This is a genomic window from Psychrobacter sp. SZ93C1, assembly GCF_015864635.1.
Classification (GTDB): Bacteria; Pseudomonadota; Gammaproteobacteria; order Pseudomonadales; family Moraxellaceae; genus Psychrobacter; species Psychrobacter fozii.
This window is the reverse complement of sequence record NZ_JADYWY010000026.1, coordinates 1-1,197: the sequence shown is the minus strand read 5'-3', so window position 1 is coordinate 1,197 and position 1,197 is coordinate 1. Positions and strand designations below refer to the sequence as shown.

The 1,197-nt window shown below is 48.2% G+C and carries 2 protein-coding genes; both read right to left on the bottom strand.

Translation table 11 applies throughout. From position 1 onward, the window contains the following. The coding region (locus I6E83_RS14625; RefSeq protein WP_227680974.1) for an Ig-like domain-containing protein at window positions 1-849 on the bottom strand (849 nt) is incomplete at its 3' end. Next, a partial coding sequence (locus I6E83_RS14620) for an Ig-like domain-containing protein (protein ID WP_197102971.1) occupies window positions 836-1,197 on the bottom strand: 362 nt, incomplete at its 5' end. The genes I6E83_RS14620 and I6E83_RS14625, both read right to left, overlap by 14 nt.

Here is a 1,197-nt window from a genome sequence, read left to right as displayed (position 1 = left end):
TATGTCATTTTCAAGATCGGTGTCATTATCTAACACGTCTACTAACACAGCCGCACCTGAGACGCCTGTCTCATTGTCGTCAACTGCCACTGGTACAGTTTGTGGATAGTCGATGGTAATAATGGATTCATTAGAAGTTAAACCAGTACTATCACTAACTGTGTAGCTGATCGGCGTTGGGTCACCAGTAAAACCATTTTCTGGTGTAAAGGTGATGTCGCCTGTGGTTCCATCAACGCTCCACGTACCTTCACCTGCAACAATGACTGATTTACCATCTACTGCAATGGTTCCACCTGCTGGAGATTGAGTAATAATAACGGTCGTTGGAAGAATGTCTCCATCAAAATCAAAATCATTATTCAATACATCAATAATAACCTGTTGTCCAGAAACGCCGATTTCGCTGTCATCAGTTGTTACTGGAGAAGTTGGTGGGTAATCCACAATAACGGTAGCCTCATTTGAGGTTAGACCAGTACTGTCATCAACCGTATAGCTTATTGGCGTTGGATCAGCTGTGAAGCCTATCTCTGGCGTAAAAGTGATCACGCCAGTAGTTGGATCAACCACCCATTCACCCTCACCAACTACAGTAACCGATTTTCCGTCAGTAGCAATAGTGCCACCCGCTGGAGATTGTGTGATCACAACGCTAGTTGGGTCTATATCATTTTCAGCATCAAAGTCGTTGCCAACCACGTCAACCGCTACAGGCTGATTCAAAGGTCCGAATCCTATATCATCAGCTGCAACTGGCACATCTGCAACTGGCGTGACAGTGATGTCTAAGGTGGTGCTGTCGGTGTTGCCATCAGGATCCGCCACCACGTAGCTAACGNTCCGCATTCAAGGTCAAGTCACCAATCGGAGCGCCCGTGCTGTCTTCGATCGCCGTTGCGGTGCCTAGCACCAATGCAACTTGGGTGCCACTGCCGTTAACGTCAACGGTGGCTGAGTCTACGGTCAAGGTGTCACCATCCACATCAGTGTCGTTAGGCAGTACGTTATCCGTTAAGGTGACGTCTTCAGCGGTGCTTTCTACTTCTGGATTGGCCACTGGTGCATCATTCACCGGATCCACGGTGATGTCTAAGGTGGTACTGTCAGTGTTGCCTTCAGGGTCGGTCACTGTGTAGTTCACAGTCGGTACCGTACCATTGAAGTCAGGCGCTGGATCAAAGCTGTAGCTGCCAT